Origin of the sequence: Pseudonocardia sp. EC080619-01, from assembly GCF_001420995.1 — a bacterium.
In the GTDB taxonomy this organism is placed as follows: domain Bacteria; phylum Actinomycetota; class Actinomycetes; order Mycobacteriales; family Pseudonocardiaceae; genus Pseudonocardia.
Genome location: NZ_CP012184.1, coordinates 4,477,450 through 4,498,246, shown reverse-complemented (window position 1 = coordinate 4,498,246; position 20,797 = coordinate 4,477,450). Strand labels below are relative to the sequence as shown.

21 protein-coding genes are annotated in these 20,797 nt (G+C 74.4%); 6 read left to right on the top strand and 15 right to left on the bottom strand.

The genetic code is table 11. From position 1 onward, the window contains the following. Positions 1 to 11 precede the first annotated feature (11 nt). The 3 genes from AD017_RS37475 to AD017_RS21045 all read left to right on the top strand — a co-directional run bounded on the left by AD017_RS37475 (position 12) and on the right by AD017_RS21045 (position 2,789). The gene (locus tag AD017_RS37475; protein WP_369821682.1) at positions 12 to 107 is read left to right on the top strand and encodes a putative leader peptide; all 96 of its coding nucleotides are present in this window, start codon (positions 12 to 14) and stop codon (positions 105 to 107) included. 91 nt (positions 108 to 198) lie between these two features. Beyond that, positions 199 to 1,581 carry an LLM class flavin-dependent oxidoreductase gene (locus tag AD017_RS21050; RefSeq protein WP_082398850.1) on the top strand — a complete coding sequence of 461 codons (1,383 nt, stop codon included), beginning with the start codon at positions 199 to 201 and terminating at the stop codon, positions 1,579 to 1,581. Positions 1,582 to 1,616: 35 nt separating this feature from the next. Further along, the gene (locus AD017_RS21045) at positions 1,617 to 2,789 is read left to right on the top strand and encodes an acyl-CoA dehydrogenase family protein (RefSeq protein WP_029239613.1); all 1,173 of its coding nucleotides are present in this window, start codon (positions 1,617 to 1,619) and stop codon (positions 2,787 to 2,789) included. 8 nt (positions 2,790 to 2,797) lie between these two features. On the opposite strand, the gene AD017_RS21040 is transcribed toward AD017_RS21045, so the two are convergent. Next, positions 2,798 to 3,547 (bottom strand): helix-turn-helix domain-containing protein, encoded by a 750-nt coding sequence (locus AD017_RS21040; RefSeq protein WP_010231670.1) that lies wholly within the window; start codon positions 3,545 to 3,547, stop codon positions 2,798 to 2,800. A 193-nt stretch (positions 3,548 to 3,740) separates the two neighbouring features. Between AD017_RS21040 and AD017_RS21035 the strand changes: the two genes are divergently transcribed. After that, positions 3,741 to 4,121 carry a nuclear transport factor 2 family protein gene (locus AD017_RS21035; protein ID WP_060575228.1) on the top strand — a complete coding sequence of 127 codons (381 nt, stop codon included), beginning with the start codon at positions 3,741 to 3,743 and terminating at the stop codon, positions 4,119 to 4,121. 10 nt (positions 4,122 to 4,131) lie between these two features. Here AD017_RS21035 and AD017_RS21030 read toward each other — a convergent pair whose 3' ends face one another. The 3 genes from AD017_RS21030 to AD017_RS21020 all read right to left on the bottom strand — a co-directional run bounded on the left by AD017_RS21030 (position 4,132) and on the right by AD017_RS21020 (position 6,951). Continuing rightward, entirely contained in the window at positions 4,132 to 4,557 is a 426-nt protein-coding gene (locus tag AD017_RS21030) for a hypothetical protein (RefSeq protein WP_010231665.1), read from the bottom strand. 62 nt (positions 4,558 to 4,619) lie between these two features. Continuing rightward, positions 4,620 to 5,684, bottom strand: a complete 1,065-nt coding sequence (locus AD017_RS21025; RefSeq protein WP_029239612.1) for an acyl-CoA desaturase — start codon at positions 5,682 to 5,684, stop codon at positions 4,620 to 4,622. A 208-nt stretch (positions 5,685 to 5,892) separates the two neighbouring features. Beyond that, the gene (locus AD017_RS21020) at positions 5,893 to 6,951 is read right to left on the bottom strand and encodes a ferredoxin reductase (RefSeq protein ID WP_010231659.1); all 1,059 of its coding nucleotides are present in this window, start codon (positions 6,949 to 6,951) and stop codon (positions 5,893 to 5,895) included. 88 nt (positions 6,952 to 7,039) lie between these two features. On the opposite strand from AD017_RS21020, the gene AD017_RS21015 reads away from it, so the two are divergent. Then, positions 7,040 to 7,951 carry a MerR family transcriptional regulator gene (locus AD017_RS21015; protein WP_060575227.1) on the top strand — a complete coding sequence of 304 codons (912 nt, stop codon included), beginning with the start codon at positions 7,040 to 7,042 and terminating at the stop codon, positions 7,949 to 7,951. A 935-nt stretch (positions 7,952 to 8,886) separates the two neighbouring features. Here AD017_RS21015 and AD017_RS21010 read toward each other — a convergent pair. The 3 genes from AD017_RS21010 to AD017_RS21000 all read right to left on the bottom strand — a co-directional run bounded on the left by AD017_RS21010 (position 8,887) and on the right by AD017_RS21000 (position 14,822). Continuing rightward, entirely contained in the window at positions 8,887 to 9,957 is a 1,071-nt protein-coding gene (locus AD017_RS21010; RefSeq protein WP_227012803.1) for a glycerophosphodiester phosphodiesterase family protein, read from the bottom strand. A gap of 75 nt (positions 9,958 to 10,032) precedes the next feature. Continuing rightward, a complete protein-coding gene (locus tag AD017_RS21005; RefSeq protein WP_060576518.1) occupies positions 10,033 to 13,176 on the bottom strand; it encodes a carboxyl transferase domain-containing protein in 3,144 nt (1,047 codons plus the stop codon). A 47-nt stretch (positions 13,177 to 13,223) separates the two neighbouring features. Beyond that, positions 13,224 to 14,822, bottom strand: coding sequence for an AMP-binding protein (locus tag AD017_RS21000; protein ID WP_060575225.1), 1,599 nt, complete (start codon positions 14,820 to 14,822; stop codon positions 13,224 to 13,226). A gap of 83 nt (positions 14,823 to 14,905) precedes the next feature. Between AD017_RS21000 and AD017_RS20995 the strand changes: the two genes are divergently transcribed. Further along, positions 14,906 to 15,517 carry a TetR/AcrR family transcriptional regulator gene (locus AD017_RS20995; RefSeq protein ID WP_060575224.1) on the top strand — a complete coding sequence of 204 codons (612 nt, stop codon included), beginning with the start codon at positions 14,906 to 14,908 and terminating at the stop codon, positions 15,515 to 15,517. A gap of 14 nt (positions 15,518 to 15,531) precedes the next feature. Here the strand turns inward: AD017_RS20995 and dapA are convergent, their stop codons facing one another. From dapA to AD017_RS20955, 8 genes are all read right to left on the bottom strand, one after another. Continuing rightward, positions 15,532 to 16,410, bottom strand: a complete 879-nt coding sequence (gene dapA / locus AD017_RS20990; RefSeq protein ID WP_010232594.1) for a 4-hydroxy-tetrahydrodipicolinate synthase — start codon at positions 16,408 to 16,410, stop codon at positions 15,532 to 15,534. A 79-nt stretch (positions 16,411 to 16,489) separates the two neighbouring features. Beyond that, positions 16,490 to 17,266, bottom strand: a complete 777-nt coding sequence (locus tag AD017_RS20985) for a hypothetical protein (protein ID WP_060575223.1) — start codon at positions 17,264 to 17,266, stop codon at positions 16,490 to 16,492. Positions 17,267 to 17,334: 68 nt separating this feature from the next. Beyond that, on the bottom strand, positions 17,335 to 17,856 hold the full coding sequence (locus AD017_RS20980) for a GNAT family N-acetyltransferase (RefSeq protein ID WP_060575222.1): 522 nt from the start codon (positions 17,854 to 17,856) through the stop codon (positions 17,335 to 17,337). Next, a complete protein-coding gene (gene ndk / locus AD017_RS20975) occupies positions 17,853 to 18,263 on the bottom strand; it encodes a nucleoside-diphosphate kinase (protein WP_060576517.1) in 411 nt (136 codons plus the stop codon). Before ndk ends, AD017_RS20980 begins: the two co-directional genes overlap by 4 nt. Before the next feature lie 47 nt (positions 18,264 to 18,310). Beyond that, complete coding sequence (locus AD017_RS20970) at positions 18,311 to 18,700, bottom strand: type II toxin-antitoxin system death-on-curing family toxin (RefSeq protein ID WP_060575221.1); 390 nt, start codon at positions 18,698 to 18,700, stop codon at positions 18,311 to 18,313. Positions 18,701 to 18,707: 7 nt separating this feature from the next. Next, positions 18,708 to 18,908, bottom strand: coding sequence for a ribbon-helix-helix protein, CopG family (locus tag AD017_RS20965; protein ID WP_082399335.1), 201 nt, complete (start codon positions 18,906 to 18,908; stop codon positions 18,708 to 18,710). A 43-nt stretch (positions 18,909 to 18,951) separates the two neighbouring features. Continuing rightward, on the bottom strand, positions 18,952 to 19,371 hold the full coding sequence (locus tag AD017_RS20960) for a DUF4233 domain-containing protein (RefSeq protein ID WP_010232585.1): 420 nt from the start codon (positions 19,369 to 19,371) through the stop codon (positions 18,952 to 18,954). After that, on the bottom strand, positions 19,368 to 20,789 hold the full coding sequence (locus tag AD017_RS20955; protein ID WP_369821696.1) for a folylpolyglutamate synthase/dihydrofolate synthase family protein: 1,422 nt from the start codon (positions 20,787 to 20,789) through the stop codon (positions 19,368 to 19,370). The genes AD017_RS20960 and AD017_RS20955 overlap by 4 nt, the downstream gene beginning before the upstream one ends. Positions 20,790 to 20,797: the final 8 nt, after the last annotated feature.

Genomic DNA, 20,797 nt, shown 5'->3' with positions numbered 1-20,797 from the left:
GGAGGGACACGATGGGCACCAGGCGCGGACCGACGTCGCCGCTGCTCGTGTCCCGGCGGCACGTCGACCTGTGCCGCACCGGGTCCGCCGGCTGTCCGGCCCCCTGAGGACCCGCACCCCGTACCCGCACCACCGCCCGCGCCGGACCGTCCCGGTCCGCGGCCGCGCGGCGGTCGCACGCCGAGCCCCGGAGCGCCCGTGACCACCCGCCGGATCCACCTGAACGCGTTCGACATGACCTGCGCCGGGCACCAGTCCCCCGGCCTGTGGCGCCACCCCGACGACGAGTCGCACCGGTTCCACGACCTGACCTACTGGACCGACCTCGCGCAGCTGCTGGAGCGCGGCGGGTTCACCAGCCTGTTCGTCGCCGACGTCCTCGGGCTCTACGACGTCTACCGCGGCGGGCCGGAACCGGCGATCCGCGACGGCATCCAGGTCCCGGTCGGCGACCCGACACTGGCCGTCTCCGCGATGGCCGCGGTCACCGAGCGGCTCGGGTTCGGCATCACCGTGTCGCTGACCTACGAGAAGCCGTACGCGTTCGCCCGCCGCCTCGCCACGCTCGACCACTACACCCGCGGTCGGGTCGCCTGGAACGTCGTCACGTCGTACCTGGACTCGGCGGCACGCAACCTCGGGCTGGAGGTGCAGGTCCCGCACGACCGCCGCTACGACGTCGCCGACGAGTTCATGGACGTCGTCTACCAGCTGTGGGAGGCGTCCTGGGACGCCGACGCCGTGCGGCTCGACCGGGAGAACGGGATCTACACCGACCCGGACAAGGTCCACCCGATCGGCCACCACGGCGAGTTCTTCGACGTCCCCGGGATCGGCCTGACCGAGCCGTCGCCGCAGCGCACGCCGACGATCTTCCAGGCCGGCGCCTCACCGCGCGGCAGCGCCTTCGCCGCCCGGCACGCCGAGGGCGTCTTCGTCACCGCGGCCACCCCGGAGACCCTGGCGCCGCGGATCGCCGCGACCCGCCGCACCGCCGCCGAGCTCGGCCGGGACCCGCGGTCGCTGAAGTACTTCTCGCTGCTCACGGTCGTCACCGGCGCCACCGACGCCGAGGCGCAGGAGAAGTACGAGGACCTGCGCCGGTACGTCTCGCTGGAGGGGGCGCTCACCCTCTACGGCGGCTGGTCCGGCCTGGACCTGTCGACGATGGACCCGGACGAGCCGCTGCGCTACGCCGAGACCGAGGCGCTGCGCAGCGCCGTCGAGCAGTTCACCACCGCCGACCCGGACCGGGAGTGGACCCCGCGCGACATCGCCGAGCACATCGGCATCGGCGGGATGGGCGCGGTCGTCGTCGGCGGGCCGGAGACGGTCGCCGACGAGATGGCCCGCTGGGTCGACGTCGCCGACGTCGACGGGTTCAACCTCGCCTACGCCACCACCCCGGGGACCTTCGCCGACGTCGTCGAGCACGTGGTGCCCGAGCTGCGCCGGCGCGGGATGCTCGCCGAGCGCCCGGAGGGCGCCACCCTGCGCGAGCACCTCTACGGCGAGGGTCACGCCCACGCGCTCGCGGACCACCCCGCCGCGGCACACGTCCGCCGCTCCGTCCCGGCGTGACCCGCCCGACCACCGCCCGAACCGAGGAGACCCCCGTGCCCGTGTCCGACGCCGAGCTGCACGCCCGGTTCCGCCCGCTGTTCGACGAGATCGCCGCCGGTGCGGTCGAGCGCGAGCTGCACCGCCGCCTGCCGGAGAAGGAGATCGCCGCGCTGCGCGACGCGGGGTTCGGAGCGCTGCGCGTGCCGGCCGACCGGGGTGGCTCGGGCGTCACGCTGCGGCAGCTGTTCGCGCTGCTCGTCGAGCTGGCGGCCGCGGACTCGAACATCCCGCAGGCACTGCGCACCCACCTGGCGTTCGCCGAGCTGTGGCAGGCGGACCCGGACGACGCGGTGCTGCGCGGCCGGCTGGAGCAGATCGCGTCCGGGAGGCTGGTCGGCAACGCGATCTCCGAGCGCGGCGGGGTGGTCCGCGACTCCTCCACCACGGTGCTGCGCCGCGACGGCGACCGGCTGCTGCTCGACGGCGAGAAGTTCTACTGCACCGGGACCCTCTACGCCGACCTCGTCGACGTCGTCGCGCTCGACCCGGACGGGAACCGGGTCACCGTGCTCGTCGAGACCACCGCGCCCGGCGTCGAGCGGATCGACGACTGGCGCGGGTTCGGGCAGAAGCTCACCGCCAGCGGCACCACCCGGTTCACCGGTGTCGAGGTCGACCCGGCCCAGGTCCGCCCGGCCCCGGTCGACCGGCACGTGCCGGTCCGGCAGGCGTTCCTGCAGCTCGTGCAGCTGGCGGCGCTCGCCGGGATCGCGCGGCGGGCGGCCGACGACGTCGCCGCCTACGTCCGGGACCGGAAGCGGAACTGGCCCTACGGCAACGCCGACCTGCCCAAGGACGACCCGCTGGTGCAGCAGGTCGTCGGGAAGGTCGACGCGGTCGCCTTCACGGTGGCCGCGACCGTCGACGCCGCCGCCGCCTCGCTGGACCGGGCGCTCACCGAACCGGAGCACGCCGACACCGCCGAGCTCGACGTCTACCGGGCCCAGTCGACCGTCCCGCAGCTCGTGCTGGACGCGACGTCGGACCTGTTCGAGGTGGGTGGGGCCTCCACGGTCGACGTCGACCGCGCGCTCGACCGGCACTGGCGCAACGCCCGGACGCTGGCCGTGCACAACCCGATCGTCTACAAGCAGCAGGTGATCGGTGACCACGCGCTCAACGGGACGGTGCCGGTGCTGTCGCTGTCCTCGGGCGTCTCCGGCTGACGGGTGGTTCAGCCCGCGGCCAGCGCCGAGCGGGTCGCGTCGTCGGCGGGCAGGAACGTCTCCAGCGCCAGCTCGGCGAGGGTGACGTCGTGCGGGGCGCCGAACGTCGTCATCGTCGAGTGGAACGCCAGCGGGCCGTCCGGGGTGTCGAGCAGCAGCGGCAGGAGCACGTCGGACCCCGGCGACGGCAGCGCGGTCTCGGCCGGCGCCGGGTAGCCGCGGCACTCGGCGAGCAGCTCCGCCAGCCGCGGGTCCCCGGTGACCCGGACCTGGCGCTCCAGCCGGTGCAGCAGGTGCTCGCGCCACTGGGCGAGGTTGCGGATCCGCGGCGCGAGCCCGCCCGGGTGCAGGCAGACCCGGTAGACGTTCACCGGCGGGCCGGACGCCGCCGGGTCCAGCCCGGCCAGCAGCGGTGCGACCGCCGCCCCGGCGAGCTGCACGTCGCCCCAGCGGTCCACCACGAGCGCCGGGTACGGGTCGTGCGCGGCGACCAGCGCCTCCAGCGCGGACCGGACGGGCGCGAGGTCCGGGTCGTCGAGCGGGCGCTCGGTGTACGCCGGGGCGTAGCCGGCGGCGAGCAGCAGCGCGTTCCGCTCACGCAGCGGGATCTCCAGCTCCTCGGCCAGCGCGCCCAGCAGCTCGCGGCTGGCTCCGGACCGTCCGGTCTCGACGAAGCTCAGGTGCCGGGTCGAGACGCCCGCGGCCAGGGCGAGGTCGAGCTGGCTGCGCCGCCGCCGGGCCCGCCAGAACCGGAGCATCTCCCCCGGGCCCGCGTTCCGGGACGGACGGGCGTGTGCGCTGCTCACCGGGCCCACGCTAGCGACGGGCGGGAACGGCGACGACTACCCCGGAGGTAACGGGACGGCGTTACCTCACGGGTCATCGCGCCGCCCGCCGCGGCGGCGCACGCTCGGTCCCGTCAGCGACACCGAGATCCGGAGGACCGCAGCGATGACCGATTTCACCGCCCTCGCCGAGCGCTACGTCGGCGCCTTCAACGAATCCGACCCGGCCACCCGCACGGGCCTGGTCGCCGAACTGTTCACCGCGGACTGCACCTACACCGACCCGCTCGCCGACGTGGCCGGGCACGACGGCGTCGCCGGCTTCCTGGACGCGGCCCGGCAGAAGCTGGCGGGCTGCGAGTTCCGCCGCTACGGCGACGTCGACTCCCACCACGACCGGGCCCGGTTCCGCTGGGCCGCCGCGCCGCCCGAGGTGTGGGCGGCCGGCGCGGAACCGCCGGTGATCGGGTTCGACGTCGTCGTGGTCGCCGGGGACGGCCGCATCGCCGCGGTGCACGGCTTCCTCGACGCCGTCCCCGCGGCCTGAGCCGGACCGGTCAGTGCACGACCGGGCCGGACGATCCCGGGGCCGGGATCGCCGGTCCGGCCGGGCGGGTGCGTCGCGGCCGCAGGAACGCCACCACCGCGAGCATCCCGGCGAGGAGCGCGCCGTACTGCAGGCCGAGCAGGTAGCCGAGCCCGCGGCCGAGACCGAACAGCGCCTGCGGGTCGAACCAGGAGTACGCCGAGAGCAGGATCAGCAGCACGGCCCCGGTCAGGGGCGCGGCGGGCGAGACCCGCACGGCGAGCGCGACCCCGCCCAGCAGCACCCCGCCGAGCAGCAGGAGCGCCGCGCCCGCGGGGACCGCGTCCAGCTGCATGCGCATCGAGGCCTCGAACGCGGTCCCCATCCCGCGCCCGGCGACGGCCAGCGCCAGCACCGTGCCGACCAGCCCGATCACCACACCCTGCAGATGCCGCATGCCGGCTCCTTCCCCCCGACCGGCCGCCCGTCGAATCGGACGTACCGGTCGGAGGGAACATATCAGCGCTTGCCGTTCGGGAGGGCCAGTCGATTGATCGTGCGCAGGACCTGCAGGTACTGCGTCCACAGCGGCCCGGAGGTGTACTCCAGCCCGTACTCCTCGCAGAGCGCGCGGACCTCGGGCGCGACCTCCGCGTAGCGGTTGCTGGGCAGGTCCGGGAACAGGTGGTGCTCGATCTGGAAGCTCAGCTGACCGGTCATCAGGTGGAAGTACCGGCCGCCGTCGAGGTTGGCGGAGCCGAGCAGCTGGCGGACGTACCACTCGCCGCGGCTCTCGTCCTCCAGCTGCTCCTCGGAGAACTGGACCGCCCCGGTCGGGAAGTGCCCGCAGAAGATCACCGCGTGCGACCAGACGTTGCGCACGAGGTTCGCGGTGACGTTCCCGGCGAGCACCGGCAGGAAGAACGGGCCGGCCAGCGCCGGGAACGCGACGTAGTCCTTGAGGACCTGCCGCCCGGTCTTGCGCCCGATCGACTTGATCTGCTGCCACACCCGCGACCAGGGCTTCTGCCCGGCGACGAGCTTCTCGACCTCGAGGTCGTGCAGCGCGACGCCGTACTCGAAGAACAGGCTCAGCAACGCGTTGTAGAGCGGGTTGCCCAGGTAGTACGGGTTCCACTTCTGCTCCTCGGACAGGCGCAGGATCCCGTAGCCCACGTCGCGGTCCTTGCCGACGACGTTGGTGTACGTGTGGTGCATGTAGTTGTGCGAGTGCTTCCACTCCGCCGAGGACGAGACGTTGTCCCACTCCCAGGTCGACGAGTGGATCTTGGGGTCACGCATCCAGTCCCACTGGCCGTGCATGACGTTGTGCCCGATCTCCATGTTCTCGAGGATCTTGGCGATCGAGAGCATGGCGGTGCCGGCGATCCAGGCCGGCGGCAGGACGCCCGCGAACAGCAGCGCGCGGCCGCCGATCTCCAGGGCCCGCTGCTTGCGGATGACGCCGCGGATGTACTCGGCGTCCGACGCGCCGCGCTCGGCGAGCACCCGGTCGCGGATGGCGTCGAGCCGCCGGCCGAGCTCCTCGATCTGCTCGGCGGTCAGGTCGGTCGTGGCCTGCACGTCCTCACGGCGGGACGACGGGACGAGCTCGAGCAGCGGGCGCTGCGGCTGCTGCAGCCGGCTGGTCTCCTCGGGGCCGGGTTCGGTCACGGTGCTGACGGCGGGGTTGTCGGCGACTGCGGTCACGCGGACCTCCTCGGGTCGGACGGGGCCGTACGGCCCCGGGATTCGGATGTCGGCCGGGTGCGTGGTCGGGTGCGTGGCCGGCTCAGGGAAGATCGATCCGGGCCGGGCCGCACGCGGAGTTGATGCAGGTCTGGACGAGGTCACCGGGCTCGCCGTGCGCCTCGCCGGTTCGCAGGTCCCGGACCCGGCCCTCGCGCAGCGGGAGCACGCAGCCGAAGCAGATGCCCATCCGGCAACCGCTCGGCATGAGCCTCCCGGCCGCCTCGCCGGCCTCCAGCAGGCTCTGGCCGGGCTCCACCTCGACGTCGGCGCCACCGAGGTCGACGGTGCCGCCGGTGCCCTCGGCCGCCCGGGCGGGCGGGGTGAAGCGCTCGGCACGGACGCCGTCCCAGGCCTCCTCGACCGCGTCGAGCAGTCCGGCGGGCCCGCACGCGTAGACGGTGCGCGCGGCCCGGTCGGGGACGGCGGCGTCGACGGTCCCCGGGTCGAGCCGGCCGGTGACGCCGCTGTGCCGCAGCACCACCCGCAACGACGGGTGCCGCGCGGCGAGGGCGGCCAGCTCGGCGCCGAAGATCGTGTCCTCCGGGCTCCGCGCGCTGTGCACGAGGACGACGTCGGGCATGTCCCCCGCCCGGTCGAGGCTACGGAGCATGCCCATCACCGGGGTGATGCCGCTGCCCGCGGTGACGAACAGCAGCGGGCCGGACGCCTCGGCGGGCAGGGTGAAGTCGCCGGTCGCCTGCTCCAGCTCGACGATCGTGCCGATCGGCAGGTCGCGGACGAGCCGGGTGGAGACGACGCCGTCCGGGACCTCCTGGACGGTGATCGTCAGGTGGTCCGCGTCCTCGGGCGAGGTCAGCGAGTAGCTCCGCCGGTACCGGACGCCGTCGACGTCGATCCCGACGCCGACGTACTGCCCGGCCCGGTGCCCGGCCCAGCCGCGGCCCGGCTCGATGGTGACCGAGACGGCGCGTCCGGTCTCCCGGCGACGGGCGACGACCCGGCCGCGCAGGGTCGAGGTCGACCACAGCGGGTCGAACAGGGTCAGGAAGTCCTCGGGCAGCAGCGGCGTGGTCAGCGCTCCCGCGGCGGACAGCAGGCGCCGGGGCAGTGTCGGCGCCGCGACGGCGGATCGGAACATGACATCAACTCTGCACAACTTGATGTCACATAGCAAGTAGAGTCCGAGGGTTCACTGTGTCACATGAGCGCCTGATAGCGTTCGTGTCATGGTCGACGGTACCGACGACGGCTCCGACCTCGAGGGATGGCGCACGATCGACGAGCTGGCCCGCGCCAGCGGTGTCACCGTGCGCAACATCCGCGCGTACCAGGCACGGGGGCTGTTGCCCCCGCCGCAGGTCAGGGCCCGGACCGGGTACTACGGGCCCGGTCACTCGGCACGCCTGGAACTGATCCAGGACCTGCAGGACGAGGGCGTCAAGCTCGACACCATCAAGAAGCTGCTCGACACCACCGGCGGCTCCACCGAGCAGGTCGTGCAGTTCATCCGGACCGTGCGCGAGCTGTTCGCACCCGAGGACCGGCAGATCGTGCACCTCGGCGAGCTGGCCGAGCGGTACGAGACGACCGACGTCGGCGTGGCCAAGCGCGGCGTGAAGATGGGCCTGCTGCGCGAGCTGGGCGACGACACCTACGAGGAGATCAGCCCGCGGCTGATGAACGCCGCGGCCGAGCTGACCGGCCTCGGCATCCCGATCACCCGCTCCCTCGACGTCGTCGAGCAGCTCCGCAAGCACGCCGACGCCGTCGCCAAGCTCTACGTCGATCTCTTCCTCGGCGAGATCTGGCAGCCGTTCGACGCCTCCGGCCGTCCCGACGACCAGTGGCCGCGCGTCTACGAGACGATCGAGCGGATGCGCCGGATCTCCGGCGAGGTCATGATCGCGGTCCTGGAGCTGGCCGTCGCCGAGCGCGTCGACGTCACCTTCGGCCGGGACATCGTCCGCAACGTCCGTACCACCAGCGCGGGCCCGACCGCCGCGGCGGAGTCCACCGACGGCACCGACTCCTCCGACGGCACCGACCCCACGGACAGCACCGCGGACCCGGCGGACACCGCGGATCCCTCGGACTCCGCGGAGTCCTCGGGCACCGAGGATCCCGCCACGACCTCCTAGGACGCCCGACCCGCACGGCGCCCTGCGCCCACTCATCATCGGCACCGGCCGGGTTCGGCCGGAGTGTCGCGCATCCCGGTCGGGTCCGTGCCCGATCCGCAGGAGATCGCGTTCCTCGCACGCAATCGGGTTCCTCGCACGCGATCGGACCCCGTGCGAGCGAGGCGAACCCGTGCGAACGCGTTCCGGGTCGAGGCGCTCGCCGGCCCGGCCCGCTGCGGGGCGTGCAGGGCCCCGTGTCCGCAATACGCGCCGGCCGCCCGGTCCTCGGCCGGACCGGGGCGCGACAGGACCGGGATCCGACCCACCAGCAGCCCTGCAGCCACGGGGCCACGGGGCCACGGGGCCACGGGGCCACCGGCCACAGCCACCGGCCACGAGCCACGCCACGGGCCACGGGCCACGGGCCACGGAGCACGGAGCACGGGGCACGGGGCACGGGGCACGGGGCACGGGGCACGGGGCACGGGGCACGGGGCACGGGGCACGGGGCACGGGGCACGGGGCACGGGGCACGGGGCACGGGGCACGGGGCACGGGGCACGGGGCACGGGGCACGGGGCACGGGGCACGGGGCACGGGGCACGGACCAGTGCTCCCACACACGGGGCACGTACCTGCGCTGAGCTCGCTGCCTGAGGAAGCGATTCCGCAGAACCTCCTCACCGGACCCGCCGACCGCTGCCCGGCGAGCGCACCCCGGAGTCCCTCGGCACCCTGCCCGGCTCCGGTACTCCCCCTCGCCCCCTCGCTCCCCCCGCAACCCACGGCGCGGTCCGGGTACCGAGGGTTCGCACGGGATTGCGCGCCTCGCACGGGATCGGACCCCGTGCGAACGACACGACCTCGTGCGAACCCAGCGAACCCAGCGAACCCACAGGCTCCGTTCGCACGACGCGGTCCGGTGTGCGCGGCGGCCGGGCGAGGTCGTGCCGTCAGCCTGCCGGGTGCGGGGACGGGAGGGGCAGCCCGCGGCGCTCGAACACCCAGCGCGCCCGGTCCGGGGCGTCGGTGATGATCCCGTCGACCCCGAGGTCGAGCAGCGCGTCCATCGTGGGGACGTCGTTCACCGTCCACGGGATCACCGCGAGCCCGGCGTCGTGCGCGGCCCGGACCGTCGCGGCCGTGGTGAAGGGCGTGTAGCCGGGCGCGGTGGTCCCCGCCGACTGCGGCGTGCCGTGCACCGGGGAGATCGCCGACGCGTCGACCGTGCGTGCCGCGGCCACCAGGGCGGTGGCCGGATCGGCACCGAGGTCGTCGGCGTCGAGGCCGTTCAGCCACGGCGACCGGCCCGGCTCCCCGAGCTCCAGGAAGCTCTCGTTCATCAGCAGGATCCGGTCCAGCTCGGGAGCGACCTCCCGCATCCGGTCCAGCGCGGCGAGGTCGAAGCTCTGGACCGTCGTGCGTTCCACGACTCCGGCGCGGCGCACCTCGTCCGCGACGACCTGCACGAACTGCTCCCGCGGCGCGGTCTCCTCCGGGGCCGCGGCCTCGACCTTGGTCTCGACGTTGAACCGGACGTCGTCGGCCCCGCGGTCCCGCGCGAGAGCGAACACCTCGTGCAGCTCGAGCATCCGGGCGCCCGGCGACAGGGTCTGCGCGGGGTACGCGGGCCGGCGCACCGAGCCGCAGTCCATGGTCCGGATCCGGTCGAGGGTCAGGTCCTTCACGTACTTCCCGACGTACGGGAACTGCGGGTCGCCCGGGGCCACCGGCGCGGTGTCCGTGCAGACCTCGTCGCTGGTCCGGCGGTCGTGGGTGACGACGGCGTGCCCGTCGGCCGTGATCTGGACGTCCAGCTCCAGGGTGTGCACCCCCAGGTCGAGGGCCGTGCCGAACGACTGCAGCGAGCTCTCCACCGACAGCACCGATCCGCCGCGGTGCGCCTGCAGGTCGACCACCCGGTCGTCGTCCGGCGGGGCGGGGGCCGCAGCCGTCGTCGCGAGCAGTGCCGCGGCCGCGAGCACGACGAGCAGGGGCACGGGCAGGGGGCGTCGGAGTCGCACGGCGCGACCCTAGGAACCGCCGCTGTCGGGTGACCTGCCCGCAGATGACGGGGGCATGGCGGCCGGTCGACGAGCTCAGCGCCCCCGGTTCCCCAGGGCCCGGGTCAGCAGGGTGCGGGTGTCGGCCGGGTCGATCACGTCGTCGATCTCGAAGACCGTCGCGACGCTCAGCGCCTTGCCGCGCTCGTAGTAGCCCGCGACCAGCTCGTCGTAGCGGACCTGCCGGGCGTCGGCGTCGTCGATCGCGGCCAGCTCGTCGCGGTAGCCGAGACGGACCGCCCCCTCCAGGCCCATCCCGCCGAACTCGCCGGTCGGCCAGGCCACGGTGAGCACGGGGGCGTGCAGGTCGCCGCCGGCCATCGCCATCGCCCCGAGTCCGTAGCCCTTGCGCAGCACGACCGCCACCAGCGGCACCGTGAGCTGCGCCCCGGCGACGAACATCGCGCCGAACCGGCGCACGGTCGCCGTCCGCTCGGCGTCCGGACCGACCATGAACCCGGGGGTGTCGCACAACGACACCACCGGCAGCCCGCGGGCCTCGCACAGCTGCAGGAACGCGGTGGCCTTGTCGGCGGCGTCGCCGTCGATCGCGCCACCGAGATGCTCCGGGTCGTTCGCGAGGACGCCGACGGCGAGGCCGTCGAGCCGGGCGAACGCCGTGACGATCCCGGCCCCGAACCCGCCGCGCACCTCCACGACACTGCCGGTGTCGAACAGGACGTCGAGGACGCGCCGGACGTCGTAGGCCCGGACCCGGTTCTCCGGGACCGCGTGGCGCAGCGCCCGCTGGTCGGCGTGCTCGCCGGGGACCGGGTCGCCGCCGACGTGCAGCAGGTAGCGGCGGGCCTCGGCGACCGCGGCCACCTCGTCCGGCACCAGCAGGTCGACGACGCCGTTGGCCCACTGCATCGACATCGGCCCGACGTCGGACGGCGCGACGACGCCGAGCCCGCCGCCCTCGATCATCGCGGGCCCGCCCATGCCGAGGCTGCTCCCCTCGGTCGCGACGATCAGGTCGCAGGCACCGGCGAGCGCGGCGTTGCCCGCGAAGCAGTACCCGGCGACGACGGCGACCGTCGGCACCCGTCCGCGGAGCCGGGCGAACAGCCGGAACGTCGGGACGTCGAGCTGGGCGACCGCCGAGGTGTCGGTGTCCCCCGGGCGCCCGCCGCCGCCCTCGGCGAACACGACGACCGGCAGGTGCTCGCGCTCGGCCAGCCGGAAGAGCCGGTCCGTCTTGTGGTGGTTGTGCACGCCCTGGGTGCCGGCCAGGACGGTGTAGTCGTAGGACATCACGGCGACCGGTCGCCCGCCGACCGTCCCGGTCCCGGTGACCAGGCCGTCCGCCGGGGTCTTCGCGACGAGCTCGTCGACGCTGCGCCGGGCGCGCTGCGCCGCGAGGGTGAGCGCGCCGTACTCGACGAAGCTGTCCGGGTCGAGGAGGTCCGCGATGTTCTCCCGGGCGGTGCGCCGCCCGGCGTCACGGCGCCGGGCGACGGCGGCGGCCCTGCCCTCGTCGAGCCCGGTGCGCCGACGGTCCCGCACCTCGGCGAGATCGGGCCGGATCCGGTCCGGGTCGTCCGCCCCGGCGCACTCGGCGTCCTCGGCCGCGTCGGCGTCGGCGAGGACGGCGAGCAGGTCACCCGCCTCGACGGCGTCACCGACGGCGACGGCGAGCGACTCGACCCGGCCCGGCGTGCCCGCGGTGACCGGGTGCTCCATCTTCATCGCCTCGAGGACGACGACCTCGCCGCGGGCACCGACCACGTCCCCGACACCCGCGGGGAGCGCGACGACGACGCCCGGCCGCGCCGCACGGACGGCGGTCCGGTCCTCCGGCACCGCGGTCCGTCCGGCGGACGCGACCGGGCCTGCCCCGGTCCCCGACGGGTCAGCCGGCCCGGCCGGGGGCAGCACCGACTCGCGCTCCGCGCCCGCCAGGCCGCCGACGTTCCGGTCCACATAGGACGTGTCCAGCGTCCCGTCGACCAGTTCCGGCAGCGCCAGCAGCGCCTGCAGCAGCCCGATGTTCACCTCGACCCCGGCCACGTCGAACCCGGCCAGCGCCCGCCGGGCCGCCGCGGCGGCCGTGGCGGCGTCCGCGCCGCGGGTGACGACCTTGGCCAGCAACGGGTCGTACCGGGGCCCGACCGGGTAGCCGGCGTAGCCGTGGGTGTCGACGCGGATCCCGCGCCCGGCGGGCGGCTGGAACCGGGTCAGCGTCCCGGCCGCCGGGGCACGGGACCCGTCCGGTCCGACGGCCTCGGCGTTCACCCGGGCCTGCACCGCGGTACCGCGCGGGACGGGTGGCGCGGTGAGCCCGAGGTCGGCGAGCCGCGCGCCGCGGGCGACCCGCAGGCCGAGCTCGACCAGGTCCAGTCCGGTCGTCTCCTCGGTGACCGTGTGCTCGACCTGGATCCGCGGGTTGACCTCCAGGAACGCGATCTCGGCACCCGCGACCAGGAACTCCGCGGTCGCGAGGCCGGAGTACCCGGCGAGCAGGCGCAGCGCGGCGTCGTGCAGACGGGCCCGGACGTCGCCGGGCAGGGCCGGCGCGGGGCCGATCTCGACCAGCTTCTGCCGGTGCCGCTGGGCCGAGCAGTCCCGGTCGCCGAGGACGACGACGTCGGTCCCGTCCCCGAGGAGCTGGACCTCGACGTGCCGGGCGCGCGGGAGGAGCCGCTCGACGAGCACCTCGCCGTCGCCGAACGAGGTCCTGGCCTCGGAGGCGCACCGGCGGACGGCGTCGTCGAGGTGGGCGGCGTCGGTGACCGGCCGCATCCCGCGTCCGCCACCGCCGGAGCGGGCCTTGACCATGACCGCGCCGCCGGGGCCGAGCCGGGACAGCAGCGCCGCGCCGTCGTCGGGGGCGACCGCCTCCAGCACCGGGACGCCCAGCGCGGCGGCCCGCTCGCGCGCGGAAGCCTTGTCCCCGAACAGCTCCAGCGCCTCCGGCGCCGGGCCGACGAAGGTGACGCCGTGGGCGGCGCAGGCCCGGGCGAGCGCCGGGTTCTCGGACAGGAACCCGTAGCCGGGGTGCAGGGCGTCGGCTCCGGTGTCGACGGCCGCGCGCACGATCCGGTCGACGTCCAGGTAGGCCGCGGCCCCGGTGCCGGGGAGCTCGACGGCCCGGTCCGCGCGCACGACGTGCAGGCACGCGGCGTCGTCGGCGGGGTGCACGGCGACCGTCCCGATCCCGAGCGCCGACGCCGTGTCCATGATCCGGACGGCGATCTCGGCCCGGTTCGCGACCAGCAGCGTCCCGCTCACCGGCCCGGCCTCCGCACGACGATCCCGGCGGCCTCGCGGTCCCACACGCCGGTCCCGGCGCCGGACTCGCGCAGCACGTGCTTGTGCACCTTCTGGGTCGGGGTCTTGGGCAGCTCGGGGGCGAACGCGACGTAGCGGGGCACCATGAAGTACGGCAGCCGCTCGACCAGGAACCGGGTCAGCTCGACGGGATCGACGGTGCGGCCCTCCCGCGGAACGACGACGGCCTTGATCTCGTCCTCGGTCAGCTCGGAGGGCACCGCGACGACGGCGCTCTCGTACACGTCGGGATGCTCGTTGATCACGCGCTCCACCTCGAAGCTGGAGATGTTCTCGCCACGCCTGCGCAGCGCGTCCTTCATCCGGTCGGCGAAGAAGAACCGGCCCTCGGAGTCGGCCCGGAAGGCGTCGCCGGTGTGCACCCAGCCGTCGACGAGCGTCTCGGCGGTCTTCTCCGGCAGGCCGTGGTAGCCCTGCATCACGGTCAGCGGCTCCTCGGGCCGGACCCACAGCTCGCCGACGGACCCGGACGGCACGTCGTGGCCGGCGGAGTCGACGAGGCGGAGCTCGTAGCCGGGCCGCGGGAAGCCGCACTCGCCGCCGACCACGGTCTCCGGTGGCCCGTTGAGCACGCAGCCGATCTCGCTCATCCCGTAGACGGCGGCGAGGTCGATCCCGAACCGCGCACGGAACCCGTCGACGTCGCTGGCCAGCGGCGCCATGACGGCCAGCTCCAGGGGGTTGTCCGCGTCGTCGGGGCGGCGCTGCGCCTGCTGGAGCAGCTCGGCCATCGCACCGAGCATCACGGTGACCGTGATGCCGTGCTCGCGGACCGTCGGCCAGAACCGGCTGACCGAGAAACCGGGCTCGATCACGCACAGCGCCCGGTGGATCAGGGCCTGGTAGACGCCGAACCACTGACCCGCGAGGTGGAACAGCGGCAGCGTGACGAGGATCCGGTCGCTCGGGACGGGGCGCGCCTGGTCCTCGCGGGAGGCGTAGGTGTAGGCGTGCGCGTGCGGGATCCGGACGCCCTTGGACCTTCCGGTGGTGCCCGAGGTGTACATCAGCGCCATGAGCTCGCCGGGATCGAGCGTGACGGGTGCGGCGGGCTCGTGGGCGAGCAGCTCGTCGAAACCGACGACGCGGAACCGGTCCCGCAGGCCGTCCGCGGCCGCGGGATCACCCCGGACGACGAGTGTCCGCAGCGCCGTCAGGTCCCCGGCGACCCGGGCGACCCGTTCGACGTGGGCGTCCTCGCAGACCAGGATCCCGGCGGCCGAGTCCTCGAGGACGTGGGTGAGGAACGAGCCCGTGTACGCGGTGTTCACCGGGACCTCGACGAACCCGCCGAGTCCGGCCCCCGACCAGGTGTGGACGGCGTCGAGCGAGTTGTCCAGCAGCAGCGCGACGGTGTCCTGCCGGGCCGCGCCGAGTGCCGAGAACCCGGCCGCGACGCGCAGCGAGCGCTCGTGGCTCCCGGCGACGGTGTACCGGCCGTCCGGCCCCACCTGCGCGACGGCGTCCGGGGACTCCGCGAGGGCACGGTCGTAGGCGGCGCGCAGCGTGCGCTCGGCGATCGGCGGAAGGCTCACATCGGCACCCCTCGTCGGGCGGCGTGGACGACGCTGACTTTACATGGGTGTCAAGTGAGCCGGCCGCGTGCGAGAGTGGCCCCATGTCGCAGGCCGCGGGGCTCGGTGGCCGGGCCGTCCCGGCGGAGGACCGGCGCGCCCTGCTGCTCGACACCGCCGAGGGCGTGTTCCGGCGGCTCGGGTACGAGGCGACGACGGTCGCGGCGCTGGCGTCGGCGGCGGGGGTGACCCGGCCGACGGTGTACTCCTACTTCGACTCGAAGGACGCCGTGTTCCGGGCGCTGGTCGACCGCGTCCGGGCGGAGTTCCTGCGCCTCCAGGAGCGCACGCCGAGCGGGTCACCGGCGACGATGGTCCGCGAGATCGTCGCCGGCTACCTGCGCGCCTACACCCGTCACGACGGGCTGCTGACGATCCTCGCCCACCAGGCGCTCGCCGACCCGGCGCTGCGCGAGGTGCACGACGAGGTGTTCGCCCGCGCGGAGCGCCGCAACACCCGCTTCCTCGAACGGCTCGCCGACGACGGCGTCGCCCGGCCCGTGGTGCCCCCGGACCGGATCTCGGTGGCGATCACCGGCCTGATCGCCCGGTTCGCACGTCTGGCCGCGGCGGAGCCGGACAGGCTCGAGGCGCTCGCCGGCGAGGTCTCGGACATGTACCTGTGCCTGGCCGGCATCGCCGATCCCCCGGACTGAGCCGGGGCCGCGGGTCAGGCGAGCAGCTCGGCAGCGCGCAGCGCGGCGCGGACGTCCTCGTGGTGCCACTCGTCGAGCGGCACCAGCGGCAGCCGGATCCCGCCGGGCATGAGGCCCAGCTCGGCCAGCGCCCACTTCACCGGGATCGGGTTCGGCTCCGAGAACAGGGCGGCGTGCAGGCCCGCGAGGTCGGCGTCCAGCGCGGCGGCGGTCTCGGCGTCGCCGGCGACGGCGGCCTTGCACATCCGGGCCATCGGCTCGGGGGCGACGTTGGCCGTGACCGAGATGTCGCCGTGGAACCCGGCGAGCATCGACGCGCGGGCGGTGCCGTCGTCGCCGGAGTAGAGCGCGAAGTCGTCGAGGCCGAGGGCGACCAGCTCGCGGACGCGGTCGAGATCGCCCTTGGCCTCCTTGAGCCCGACGATGTTCGGGATCTCGGCCAGCCGCGCGACCGTCGTCGGGAGGAGGTCGCAGGCGGTGCGCCCCGGCACGTTGTAGAGGTACTGCGGGATGGCGACGGTCTCCGCGATCCGCTTGAAGTGCTGGTACAGCCCCTCCTGCGGGGGCTTGTTGTAGTACGGCGTGACCAGCAGGGCGCCGTCGGCACCGGCGGCGCGGGCGGCCCGGGTGAGGTGCACGGCCTCGTCGGTGGAGTTGGCACCGGTGCCGGCGATGACGGGGACCCGCCCGTTCGCGACCTCGATGGTGCGGCGCATGACCTCGGTGTGCTCCAGCACCGACAGCGTCGACGACTCACCGGTGGTGCCGACCGAGACGATCGCGGAGGTGCCCGCGTCGATCTGGCGCTCGACGAGCTCGCCGAGGGCCTTGTGGTCGACCTCGCCGTCGTCGTGCATCGGGGTCACGATCGCGACGATGCTCCCGGTGATCATTCCGGTCCTCCCTGGTACCGCTGCTGTGCCGGCACGACGGTAGCAAGCGACCCCGACGACGCCACCGGGTTCGTGGCACTCAGCCCAGCGCGAGCCGGGCCGGCTGGACCGACCGGCCGATCCGGCGTCCGGCCTGCACCGCGACCAGCACCGCGGCGACGACGGCGACGGCGGTGACCGCGATCGGACGGTCGTTCGCGGCCACCCCGGCAAGCGCCCAGACGACGGCCGCGGCGAAGCCCGCGAAACCCGCGGTCGACCCGATCACCGACAGCACGGCGGCGGTCAGCATCACCAGCAGCAGGATCGCCGCGGTCTGGGGCAGCGCGCCGTCGGCGGGCAGGCCGACCGCGACACCGGCGGCCATCAGGCCGAGCACCAGCGCCGCCGACGACCAGCCCAGGTAGAGGGCGACAGGCAGCCGGAACGCCAGCCGCTCGACCCAGCCGTCGGCGGCGTCGCGCGCCAGCCGCGAGTACGCGACCGCGAGGACGGCGACCAGCCCGATCAGCACCACCTCGGCGGTGACGACCCAGCGGTTCGAGAACGCCAGGATCCACAGCGGGTTCAGCGCCGCCGAGGCCGCGAGCCACCAGCCGACCCGGCGGTGGATTCCGCGCCCGCGCTGCGCGGGCAGCAGCGCGTAGGCCGCGTAGACGACGAACCCCAGGTAGATCAGGCCCCAGATCGAGAACGCCCACCCGGCCGCGAGCAGCGGCGTGTCGTAGGACCCGGCCACCTCCCCGATCCCGGATCCGCCCAGCGTGGAGACCAGCACCTGCAGGATCGCCAGGACCGCCACGACCACGCTCCGGACGAGATCCGCGGTGGTCGGGCGCGGGGTGAGCACCGTCATCCGCTCATGGTGGCGCGCAACGCCCGTCCCTGCCATCCGGCCGACGGGCGACCTGATCGATCGGCCGGTCAGAGGGGGTACACGAACAGGTGCACGTCGCGCGCGTCGCCGGGCGCGAGCCGCACCCCGGCGGGGAGCCTTCCGTACTCGGCGAACCCGCGGGCGGCGTAGAACGCCGGCAGCGGCGTCCCGCCGCGCGCCCCGAGCGTGACCATCTCGACGCCCATCTCCCGGCCGTGCGCGACGGCGGCGGCGAGGAGCGCCGTCCCGACCCCACGGCCCTGCAGGTCCGGGCGGACCATCAGGCGCTGGACGTCGGCGCGGTGCGCCGCGATACCGCTGCCGCGGGCCAGGAAGACGGTGCCGTCGGGCTCGGCCCCGTCCCCGGCGACGATCATCCAGGCGTCGCCGGAGCGGACGCCGTCGATCGTCGCCGCGGCGAGGTCACGGATCTCACCGGGGTCCCAGCCGGGCACGAAGTCGACGGCGCCGCCGGCCTCGGTCACGGCGATCCAGAGATCGCCGAGCGCGGCGACGGCGCCGGGGGGTGGATCGACGACCCGGTGGACGGCCGGGGCGTCGACACTCACAGGTTCGGGAACCAGAGCTTGATCTCGCGGTCGGCCGACTCCGGGGAGTCCGAGCCGTGGACCAGGTTGGACCCCGTCTCCAGGGCGAGGTCCCCGCGGATGCTGCCGGGGGTGGCCTTCTCCACCGGGTCGGTCCCGCCGGCGACCTGACGCCAGGCGGCGATGGCCCGCGGGCCCTCGACGACCGCGGCCAGGACCGGGCCGGAGGTGATGAAGGAGATCAGCTCCTCGAAGAAGGGCTTGCCGTCGTGCTCGGCGTAGTGCTGGGTGGCCAGCTCACGGTCGACGGTGCGCAGGTCGAGGGCGACGAGGGCGAGGCCCTTGCGCTCGATCCGCGAGACGACCTCGCCGACGAGCTTGCGCGCGACGCCGTCGGGCTTGACCAGGACGAGAGTGCGTTCAGTCACGCGGGCCAGGGTAGCGACGGTGTGTGACGAGCCCGCACGGGCCACCGTCACCCGTCACCAGGGACCGTCGTGAGATCGGCCAGCGCCGCGGCGATCTGCTCGAGATCGCGCAGGGTCCCCTCCGAGACCGCGACGACGAGATCGAACGCGGCGTCCTGGTCGATCCGCGGCGGGTGCCCGTTCAGCACGAGGAACACGGCGGTCGCCGCCCACGCGAGCCGCTTGTTCCCGTCGACCAGCGCGTGGTTGCCGCAGATGCTCTGCAACAGTGCTGCGGCCTTGAGGTGGACGGTCGGGTAGGCGTCCTGGCCGAACAGGGTGGTGGCGGGCCGGGCCAGGGCGGACTCCAGCAGGCCGAAGTCGCGGACGACGGGCTCCTCGCCGAGCGCGGTCGCGGCGAAACGCAGAAGATCGGACAGGCTCAGGTACCGGGTCACCGGGTCGTCAGGCCCGGCCGAGCCGGTCGAGAGTGTCCCTGAAGTTCTCCGTGACCCAGGCGGCGGCGCGGTCGACCTCGGCGTCGTGGTCGTGCCGGTCGACGTACTCCCTGACCGCGGCCCGGGCGACCTCCTGCATCGACCGCCCCTCGGTCTCGGCGCGGGCGCGCAGGGCTTCGGTCTCGGACTCGGTGAGCCGCAGGGTCATCGCCACGGCAGCGATGATACCTGCGGTGATACCGCGATGCCTCTCATTCCTCCTGCTGCGACGGCAGCGTCCCCGCCGCCATCCGCCGCGCGACCTCGCGCCGCATCCACAGCAGGATCGCGAAGACCACCACGAACGCGAACGCGACGATCGCCAGCGAGGGCACGAACACGAACGACGCGACGATGAGGAGCACCTGCAGCGCGAGCGTCGCGCCCAGGCCCCAGGAACGCCGCTGCAGCCCGGACAGCAGGATCATCGCCACGGCCAGGGCGGTGATCACCCCGGCGCCGAGTGCGGTGGAGCCGCTGCCGAAGCGTGGCAGCACCAGCAGCGCGAGCAGCACCACGATCGCCTCGAGGATCAGCGTCGCGGCGAACACGCCGCGGGCGCCCTTCATCGGGTCGGTCGGCGGCGGGCGGACGCCCTCCGGGACCCCGTCGATCCGGTCCGTCCCGCTCACTCCGGCTCCCTGCCGAACAGCGACCGGACCTCGCCGGCCGTCACCACCGACCCGGTTACGACCACGCCGACGCCGGACCCGCCGGCCTCCTCGGCGATCTCCCCCGCCTGCTCGACGGCGGCCTGCAGCGACGGCTCGACGCTGACCCGGTCGGAGCCGAAGACCTCGGCGGCGAGCGCGCCCAGCTCGTCGGCGTCCATCGCCCGGGGCGAGGAGTTGGTGGTCACCACGACCTCGTGCAGCACCGGTTCGAGGCCCTCGAGGATCCCGCGCGCGTCCTTGCCCTGGAGCACCGCGAGCACGCCGACCAGGCGGGTGAACCGGAACTCGCCGGTCAGCGCCGTGGCGAGCGCCGTCGCCCCGGCCGGGTTGTGCGCGGCGTCGAGCAGCACCGTGGGGGTGTCCGGCCCGCCCTGCACCGGCTCCAGCCGGCCGGGCGAGCGGACGGACGCGAACGCGGCCCGGACGGCCTCCGGGTCGAGGGGCTGCGCGGTGCCGGCCCCGACCAGCGCCTCGGCGGCGGCCAGTGCCACCGCCGCGTTCGACGCCTGGTGCTCGCCGTGCAGCGGCAGGAAGATCTCGTCGTAGCGGCCGGACAGCCCCTGCAGCTCGAGGCGCTGCCCGCCGACCGCGAGCTCCCGCTCCCGGACGCCGAACTCGGCGCCCTCCCGGGCGACCTGCGCGCCGACCTCGGCGCAGCGCTCGATGAGGACCTCGGCCACCTTCTTGTCCTGCGCGGCGAGGACGGCGACCGAGCCCTCCTTGATGATCCCGGCCTTCTCGCGGGCGATGTCGAGGACGTCGTTCCCGAGGTACTCGGCGTGGTCGACGCCGATCGGCAGGATGACGGCGACGTCGGCGTCGGCGACGTTCGTCGCGTCCCACCGGCCGCCGAGCCCGACCTCGATCACCGCGGCCTCGACCGGGGCGTCGGAGAACGACGCGAAGGCCATCGCGGTGAGCACCTCGAACTTCGACAGCGCCGGGGCGTCGCCCCGCTTCGCGTCGACCAGCTCGACGACGGGCTCGACCTCCCGGTAGGCCGCGACGTAGTGCTCCGGGGTGACGGGGCGGTTGTCCAGGTTGATCCGCTCGGTGGCCCGCTGCAGGTGCGGGCTGGTGTAGCGGCCGGTGCGCAGGCCCACCTCGGTGAGCAGGGCGTCGATCATCCGGGAGGTCGACGTCTTACCGTTGGTCCCGGTCAGGTGCACGACCGGGTAGCCGCGCTGTGGTTCGCCGAGCGCGTCGCACAGCGTCTGCATCCGCTCCAGCGACGGTTCCATGACCGACTCGGGCCAGCGGCGGTCCAGCGCGGCGTCGACGGCGAGGAACTCCGCGTACCCGGTGACCGTCGACTGGGCCGGCACGACGTCCGGGGTGTCGCCACCGCGGATCTCGTCGAGCACGGCCGCGATCACGGCCTCCT

What these genes read in the sequence shown, in the direction of transcription:
- AD017_RS37475 (WP_369821682.1), top strand. Translation starts at nt 12, where the DNA reads ATGGGCACCAGGCGCGGACCGACGTCGCCGCTGCTCGTGTCCCGGCGG.
- AD017_RS21040 (WP_010231670.1), bottom strand. Translation starts at nt 3,547, where the DNA reads ATGCTCCGGTTCTGGCGGGCCCGGCGGCGGCGCAGCCAGCTCGACCTC.
- AD017_RS21035 (WP_060575228.1), top strand. Translation starts at nt 3,741, where the DNA reads ATGACCGATTTCACCGCCCTCGCCGAGCGCTACGTCGGCGCCTTCAAC.
- AD017_RS21030 (WP_010231665.1), bottom strand. Translation starts at nt 4,557, where the DNA reads ATGCGGCATCTGCAGGGTGTGGTGATCGGGCTGGTCGGCACGGTGCTG.
- AD017_RS21020 (WP_010231659.1), bottom strand. Translation starts at nt 6,951, where the DNA reads ATGTTCCGATCCGCCGTCGCGGCGCCGACACTGCCCCGGCGCCTGCTG.
- AD017_RS21015 (WP_060575227.1), top strand. Translation starts at nt 7,040, where the DNA reads ATGGTCGACGGTACCGACGACGGCTCCGACCTCGAGGGATGGCGCACG.
- AD017_RS21005 (WP_060576518.1), bottom strand. Translation starts at nt 13,176, where the DNA reads ATGGACACGGCGTCGGCGCTCGGGATCGGGACGGTCGCCGTGCACCCC.
- AD017_RS20995 (WP_060575224.1), top strand. Translation starts at nt 14,906, where the DNA reads ATGTCGCAGGCCGCGGGGCTCGGTGGCCGGGCCGTCCCGGCGGAGGAC.
- dapA (WP_010232594.1), bottom strand. Translation starts at nt 16,410, where the DNA reads ATGATCACCGGGAGCATCGTCGCGATCGTGACCCCGATGCACGACGAC.
- AD017_RS20985 (WP_060575223.1), bottom strand. Translation starts at nt 17,266, where the DNA reads ATGACGGTGCTCACCCCGCGCCCGACCACCGCGGATCTCGTCCGGAGC.
- AD017_RS20965 (WP_082399335.1), bottom strand. Translation starts at nt 18,908, where the DNA reads ATGACCCTGCGGCTCACCGAGTCCGAGACCGAAGCCCTGCGCGCCCGC.